This is a genomic window from Stenotrophomonas sp. UBA7606, from assembly GCF_002477705.1.
Taxonomy (GTDB): Bacteria; Pseudomonadota; Gammaproteobacteria; order Xanthomonadales; family Xanthomonadaceae; genus Stenotrophomonas.
Map to the genome: position 1 here is coordinate 22,853 of NZ_DLJW01000062.1, position 7,167 is coordinate 30,019.

At 65.7% G+C, this 7,167-nt stretch carries 7 protein-coding genes; 5 read left to right on the forward strand and 2 right to left on the reverse strand.

All coding sequences use genetic code 11. The annotated features are described in order from the left end of the window. Window positions 1-82 precede the first annotated feature (82 nt). The 3 genes from serC to aroA all read left to right on the forward strand — a co-directional run bounded on the left by serC (window position 83) and on the right by aroA (window position 3,899). Window positions 83-1,168, forward strand: a complete 1,086-nt coding sequence (serC, locus tag B2527_RS08445) for a 3-phosphoserine/phosphohydroxythreonine transaminase (RefSeq protein WP_293707861.1) — start codon at window positions 83-85, stop codon at window positions 1,166-1,168. 49 nt (window positions 1,169-1,217) lie between these two features. Next, window positions 1,218-2,390 carry a prephenate dehydratase gene (pheA, locus tag B2527_RS08450; protein WP_293707863.1) on the forward strand — a complete coding sequence of 391 codons (1,173 nt, stop codon included), beginning with the start codon at window positions 1,218-1,220 and terminating at the stop codon, window positions 2,388-2,390. Between the two features lie 195 nt (window positions 2,391-2,585). Next, complete coding sequence (aroA, locus tag B2527_RS08455; RefSeq protein ID WP_293707865.1) at window positions 2,586-3,899, forward strand: 3-phosphoshikimate 1-carboxyvinyltransferase; 1,314 nt, start codon at window positions 2,586-2,588, stop codon at window positions 3,897-3,899. Here the strand turns inward: aroA and B2527_RS08460 are convergent. Beyond that, complete coding sequence (locus tag B2527_RS08460; protein WP_293707867.1) at window positions 3,883-4,398, reverse strand: energy transducer TonB; 516 nt, start codon at window positions 4,396-4,398, stop codon at window positions 3,883-3,885. The genes aroA and B2527_RS08460 overlap by 17 nt on opposite strands. A 92-nt stretch (window positions 4,399-4,490) precedes the next feature. Continuing rightward, window positions 4,491-5,147 carry an energy transducer TonB gene (locus B2527_RS08465; protein WP_293707868.1) on the reverse strand — a complete coding sequence of 219 codons (657 nt, stop codon included), beginning with the start codon at window positions 5,145-5,147 and terminating at the stop codon, window positions 4,491-4,493. Window positions 5,148-5,257: 110 nt separating this feature from the next. On the opposite strand from B2527_RS08465, the gene serS reads away from it, so the two are divergent. Further along, window positions 5,258-6,535: a serine--tRNA ligase gene (serS, locus tag B2527_RS08470; RefSeq protein ID WP_293707869.1), complete on the forward strand. Its 1,278-nt coding sequence runs from the start codon at window positions 5,258-5,260 to the stop codon at window positions 6,533-6,535. A 156-nt stretch (window positions 6,536-6,691) separates the two neighbouring features. Then, on the forward strand, window positions 6,692-7,167 hold a 476-nt coding region (locus B2527_RS08475), incomplete at its 3' end, for a LysR family transcriptional regulator (protein WP_293707870.1).

Below are 7,167 nucleotides of genomic sequence, written 5' to 3' on the forward strand. Positions count from 1 at the left end.
TTGGGTGCAGATGCAACTTTTTCTGCAGCCCCCAAGGCTGTTGCGCTGCGGCATACTAGGGGTTCTGCCCAACAGGTGTGACATGACGCGCGCATTCAATTTCAGTGCCGGCCCTGCGACTCTGCCGGAATCGGTCCTGCGCCAGGCGCAGGCGGAGATGTTGGAATGGAATGGCGTCGGCGCGTCCATTGTCGAGATCAGCCATCGCAGCGCCGACTTCATGGCCGTTGCCGAGCAGGCCGATGCCGACCTGCGCACCCTGATCGGCATCCCCGACGACTACGCCGTGCTGTTCCTCGGTGGCGGCGCCACCACCCAGCAGGCGCTGATGCCGCTGAACTTCGCTGCCCCCGGCCAGCGTGCCGATTACGTGGTCACCGGCCACTGGGGCAAGACCGCGGTCAAGCAGGCCAAGCCTTATGTGGATGCGCAGGTTGTCGCCAGCGGCGAAGCCGGCGGCTTCCGTGACATTCCGGCGCAGGACCAGTGGCAGCTGTCCAGGGACGCGGCCTATGTTCATATCACCGCCAACGAAACCATCCACGGCGTCGAGTTCCGCGACGTGCCCGATGTGGGCGATGTGCCGCTGATTGCCGATTTCAGCTCCTCGATCGCGTCCGAGCCGATCGATGTGTCGCGCTATGGGGTGATCTATGCCGGCGCGCAGAAGAACCTGGGCCCGGTCGGGGTGGCGGTGGTGATCATCCGCCGCGACCTGCTGGAACGCGCTGGCCAGCCGCGCGCGGACATCTTCGATTACCGCTCGCATGTGACACGCGATTCCATGCTCAACACCCCACCGACCTGGAACTGGTACCTGGCCGGGCTGATGTTCAAGTGGATGCTGGCGCAGGGCGGTGTCGAGGCGTTTGCCAAGCTGAGCGCGGCCAAGTCCGCGGCGATCTATGAGGCCATCGATGGCTCGGGCGGCTTCTATCGCAATGACGTAGCCAAAGCGGTGCGTTCGCGCATGAACATCCCGTTCTTCCTGGCCGATGATGCGCTCAATGCGCGCTTTGTTGCCGAATCCAGGGCGGCCGGGCTGCTGGCGCTGAAGGGCCACAAGGCCGTCGGTGGTATCCGCGCCTCGCTGTACAACGCCATGCCGCTGGAAGGTGCGCAGGCGCTCGCGGCCTTCATGCGCGAGTTCCAGCAACGCAACGGCTGATCCAACCCCGTCGGCGCCTTCGCGCCGGCCTGCAACAGGTAGACGACCCATGGCATCAAAGCCAAGCAAACCCGCCGGCAAGAGTAAGCCGGCTCCGGCAAAGAAGGCCGCCAAGGCCAAGGCCGAGGCACTGCCGGTGGCCAAGCCGGTGCTGTCCGACGTGCGCGCCAAGATCGACCAGATCGACCGCAACATCCAGGCCCTGATCGCCGAGCGTGCGCAGTTCGCGCACCAGGTGGGCAAGGCCAAGGGCAAGCTGGCTGCCGCGGTGGACTATTACCGACCCGAGCGCGAGGCACAGGTGCTGCGGATGGTGGTGGACCGCAATGAAGGCCCGCTCAGCGACGAGGTGCTGGTGCATGTGTACCGCGAGATCATGTCGGCCTGCCTGGCCCAGCAGGAGCCGCTGAAGATCGGTTACCTCGGCCCGGAAGGCACCTTCAGCCAGCAGGCCGTGCTCAAGCACTTTGGCCGCTCGGCGATGGGCCTGCCGATGGCCAGCATCGAGGAGGTCTTCCAGGAAGTGGAAGCCGGCAATGCCGACTTCGGCGTGGTGCCAGTGGAGAATTCCGGGCAGGGCACCATCCAGATCACCCTGGACATGTTCCTGACCTCCAACCTCAAGATCTGTGGCGAGGTCGAGCTGCGCGTACAGCAGTACCTGATGTCGCGCAGCGGTCGCATCGAGGACATCGAGCGCATCTATGCGCACCCGCAGTCCTTCATGCAGACCTCGTCGTGGCTGCGTGCCAACCTGCCCAAGGCGGAGAAGATCCCCGTTTCCAGCAATGCCGAAGGCGCACGCCGCGCCCGCAATGCCGACGACGCGGCCGCCATCGGTGGCGAGAGCGCCGGCCATGTCTATGGCCTGAAGAAGGTGGTGACCAAGCCGATCCAGAACGACGCCGACAACACCACGCGTTTCCTGGTGATCGGCCGCCAGCTGTTCCCGTCGTCCGGGCATGACCGCACCTCGGTGCTGGTCTTCATCCATGACAAGCCCGGCGCGCTGTTCGATGTGCTCAGCCCGTTTGCCCGCCATGGCATCAGCATGAACCGCATCGAGTCGCGCCCCTCGCACCAGGCCAAGTGGGAATACGGGTTCTTCATCGACCTGGCCGGCCACATCGAGGACGAATCGATGCAGGCCGCGCTGGCCGAGCTGGAATCGCACTCGGCGCAGATCAAGGTGCTGGGCTCCTATCCGGTCGCCGTGCCCTGAGTTTCGAGTTCCTCTCCCTGCGGGAGAGGGGTGGGGTGACGGTTGGGCGGCACGCGCTGTTCATGCAGTGCATACAGGGCGCCGCCAAGCCCTCATCCGCCCCCCGCCTTCGCGGGGGCAGGCCCTTCGGGCACTCCTCCCATAGGGAGAAGCTTTGCTGACGCGCTCCGGCGCACTGAATACTAGAGAGACCGCATGAGTTCCCAGCCGTACTGGATTGCACACAAAGGTTCCGCCCTGCAGGGCACGCTGGCCATTCCCGGCGACAAGTCGGTCTCGCACCGCTCGGTGATGTTTGCCGCGCTGGCCGATGGCGTCTCGCGCATCGACGGCTTCCTGGAAGGCGAGGACACCCGCGCCACGGCCGCGATCTTCGAGCAGATGGGGGTGCGTTTCGAGACGCCATCGCCGTCGCAGCGCATCGTCCATGGCGTGGGCGTGGATGGCTTGAAGGCACCCCAGGCAGTGCTCGATTGCGGCAACGCCGGCACCGGCATGCGCCTGCTCGCCGGCCTGCTGGCGGCGCAGCCCTTTGATACCACCCTGGTTGGCGATGAATCGCTGTCCAAGCGCCCGATGCGCCGGGTTACCGGCCCGCTGGCACAGATGGGCGCGCGCATCGACACCCAGGACGATGGCACCCCGCCGCTGCACATCCATGGCGGCCAGCCCCTGCACGGCATCGATTACGAACTGCCGGTGGCCAGTGCCCAGGTCAAGTCTGCGGTACTGCTGGCCGGCCTGTACGCGCAGGGGGAAACCTCGGTGGTCGAGCCGCATCCTACCCGCGACTACACCGAGCGCATGCTGCGTGCGTTTGGCGTGGAGATCGATTTCGAGCCGGGCAAGGCCCGCCTGCGCGGCGGCCAGCGCCTGCGCGCTACCGATATCGCGGTGCCGGCGGATTTCTCGTCCTCGGCGTTCTTCATCGTCGCCGCCAGCATCATTCCGGGCTCGGCAGTGCGTTTGCGCTCGGTCGGCTTGAACCCGCGTCGCACCGGCCTGCTGACGGCATTGCGCCTGATGGGTGCGGATATCACCGAGGAAAACCACGCCGAACACGGTGGCGAGCCGGTGGCCGATCTGGTGGTGCGTTATGCGCCGTTGAAGGGGGCACAGATTCCGGTGGAAGTGGTGCCGGACATGATCGATGAGTTCCCGGCGTTGTTCGTCGCCGCAGCGGCGGCGGATGGCCAGACCGTGGTGCGTGGCGCAGCCGAGCTGCGGGTCAAGGAATCCGACCGCCTGGCGGCCATGGCCACCGGTCTGCGTACGCTGGGGCTGCGGGTGGACGAAACCGAGGACGGTGCCACCATCTTTGGGGGCCCGCTGGGCAGCGGCACCATCGAAAGCCATGGCGACCACCGCATCTCGATGGCCTTCGCCATCGCCGGCCAACTCAGCACCGGGGAAGTGCGGATCAACGATGTGGCCAATGTGGCTACCTCATTCCCGGGCTTTGACAGCCTGGCGGCGGGTGCCGGTTTCGGTCTCAGCGTTCGCGCCTGAATTCCACCGGTACCTGCACCACGCTGCTGACAGCATGGCCTTCCCGCACTTCAGGGCGGAAGCGCCATTGCTGCAGGGCTTGAAGGGCGGCTTCTTCGAAGCGGGCATCCACGGCAGCGTCCCGCGCAGGCACGCTGGCTTGGGTCACCGCGCCATTGGCGTCGATCTGCAGGCGGACCACCACGTCCGCCTCCAGCCCTGCGGCCAGCAGTTCAGCCGGGTAGTTCGGCACGGCATTGCCCGCCAGCGGCTCGGCCTGCTGGTTGAACACTGCCGGCACCTGGGTGGGGAGTGTGGCGGCGGCAGGTTCCGGAGCGGCATTGCTGTCACCCTTATGGATGACCTCGTTGACATGGGTGCTGCGGTAACCCAGCACTACCATCACGCCCAGCAAGGACACCAGCAGCAAGGCCCACAGCAATACCGTCGGCGTGCCGTGGGCACCGACCGTCGTACTGGATTGATTGTGTGGAATGCTGCCCATTGACGTCACCGCCATGCGTTTCGCGTTGGCGGCCAGTCTGGTGCCTGACGCGTCACGGGGGGTGACTTGGGCTTAAACCCGACCCCCTTGTGGGGCCGGGGTTCATGTTACTGAGCCGGTTTGAAATCGAACGGGATTTCCAGCCCGGCCTGCATCGGCTGGCCATTGTTCATCGCTGGCTGGAAACGCCAGCCACGTACCGCGTCCAACGCTGCGCGATCAAGATCGCGCGAGCCGCTGCGCTGTACCAGGGTGGCGTCCAGTGGCGTGCCATCAACGCCCACTTCAACCCGTACCACCACCGTGCCGCTGTCGCCGCGACGCAGTGCGGCGGGCGGATAGCTTGGGGGCGGACTCTGGCCGGGCAGGGGCACAGGGCGGTCGGTCGGCGTGGCCGCCACCGGGGCCGGGGCAGCAGGGTCAGGTGTGGCCGGGAGCGGCGCCTCGGCGATGGGCTGCGGCGGTGGGGACGGGGCGGTTTCCACCAGTTCCGGCTTCTCCTCGACGGCCTCGGGGCGTGCATCGGGCATATCGCTTGCGCCGGCACCGGCGGGCAAGGGTGCCGGCAGGGGCGCCAACTGGGCGGTATCCGTTTGCGGCTGAGCCGGGTCGGCGCGGTAGAACTCGTTGTTGCGGCGGGCGTTGAGCCACACCACCACGAACAGCAATACGCCGACACCAAAGGCGATGCCGGCGATCTTCAGGCTGCTGCGCGGCAGCTGGAAAGTGACGTTCTGGTCGGAGCGGGAGCGGGGAGCGGGCATGGGACTGACCGGTTTGAACGCGTCGATTCTTGCACAGGAACACGAATGCGAGGCAGAAAGTCGCGGTTCGCGCGATAATCCCCTTTCACATCCGTACACAGTGCCCATCCATGCTTGATCCAGCCCTTCTTCGCCAGCAGCCCGCCGAACTCGCCCAACGCCTGCGTGACAGCCGCGGCTACGAGCTGGACGTGGCCGCGTTCGAATCGCTTGAGGCGGACCGCAAGCGTATCCAGGTGCGCACCCAGGAACTGCAGAACCTGCGTAACAGCCGCTCCAAGGCCATCGGCCATGCCAAGGCCAAGGGCGAGGACGTGTCGGCGATCATGGCCGAAGTTGCCGCCTTTGCCGACGAGCTGAAGGCTTCCGAAGCCCAGCTTGACGTGCTGCGCGAGAAGATCGAAACCCTGTCGATGGGCATCCCCAACCTGCCGGCGGCCGATGTGCCGGCGGGCAAGGACGAAAACGACAACGTCGAGCAGGCACGCTGGGGCACCCCGCGCAGCTTTGATTTCGAGGTGAAGGACCATGTGGAACTGGGCGCGCGCAACGGCTGGCTGGACGCCGAGACCGCGGCCAAGCTGTCGGGCGCCCGTTTCACCGTACTGCGCGGCGAGATGGCGCGCCTGCACCGTGCACTGGGCCAGTTCATGCTCAATCTGCACAGCAACGCGCATGGCTACGAGGAAACCAACGTGCCGGTGCTGGTCAACGCCGACTCGCTGCGCGGTACCGGCCAGCTGCCCAAGTTCGAGGAAGACCTGTTCAAGACGGCGCTGGGTGAATCCACGCGGTATCTGATCCCGACCTCGGAAGTACCGCTGACCAACATCGTGCGCGACGAGATTGTCGACGCCGAGCGTCTGCCGCTGCGCATGACCGCCCATTCGATGTGCTTCCGCTCCGAGGCCGGCAGCGGCGGTCGCGACGTGCGTGGCATGATCCGCCAGCACCAGTTCGAGAAGGTGGAACTGGTCAGCATCTGTACTGCCGAGCAGAGCGAGGCCGAGCACCAGCGCATGACCCAGTGCGCGGAAACCGTGTTGCAGAAACTGGGCCTGCCGTACCGCAAGATGCTGCTGTGCACCGGTGACATGGGCTTCTCGGCCATCAAGACCTATGACCTGGAAGTGTGGCTGCCGTCGCAGCAGACCTATCGCGAGATTTCCTCGTGCTCCAATTGCGGTGATTTCCAGGCCCGCCGCATGCAGGCGCGCTGGCGCAACCCGGGCGGCAAGCCCGAGCTGGTGCATACCCTGAATGGATCGGGCGTGGCCGTCGGCCGGGCCATGATCGCGGTGCTGGAGAACTATCAGAACGCCGATGGCTCGATCACCATCCCCGAGGTGCTGCGTCCCTACATGGGGGGGGCCGAGCGCATGGGCTGACGCGCAGTTCCCAGTCAACACGCCGGTACAGGCCCGCAGCGATGCGGGCCTTTGCTTTTGACTTCAACCACATACAGGACCGTTTGTGGCCTGATTTGTAAATTCAGGACAAAGGTGGTTGAATTGCGCGATTCGTTCCAGTTCTGGGATTAATCCATGCAGGATCTCAACGACCTCTATTACTTCGCCATGGTCGTGGACCACGGCGGATTTGCCGCCGCCGAGCGCGCCCTGGGCATTCCCAAGTCGCGACTGAGCCGGCGCATCAGCCAGCTGGAAACCGACCTGGGCGTGCGCTTGCTGCAGCGTTCCACCCGCCGTTTCGCAGTCACCGACGTGGGCATGAGCGTGCACCGGCACGCGCAGACCATGTTGGCCGAGGCGCAGGCCGCGCGCGAGGTAGTGGACCGCCTGAGCGCCGAGCCGCGCGGGCTGGTGCGCGCAAGCGTGCCGGTCTCGCTGGCGCAGATGCAGCTGCCCAAGCTGCTGCCGAAATTCCTGGAGCAGTACCCCAAGGTGCGGTTGCAGCTGAACATCAGCAATCGCCGCGTGGACATCATCAACGAAGGCTATGACGTGGCCCTGCGGGTGCGCTCGCGCCTGGATGACGATGGCAGCCTGGTGATGCGCAG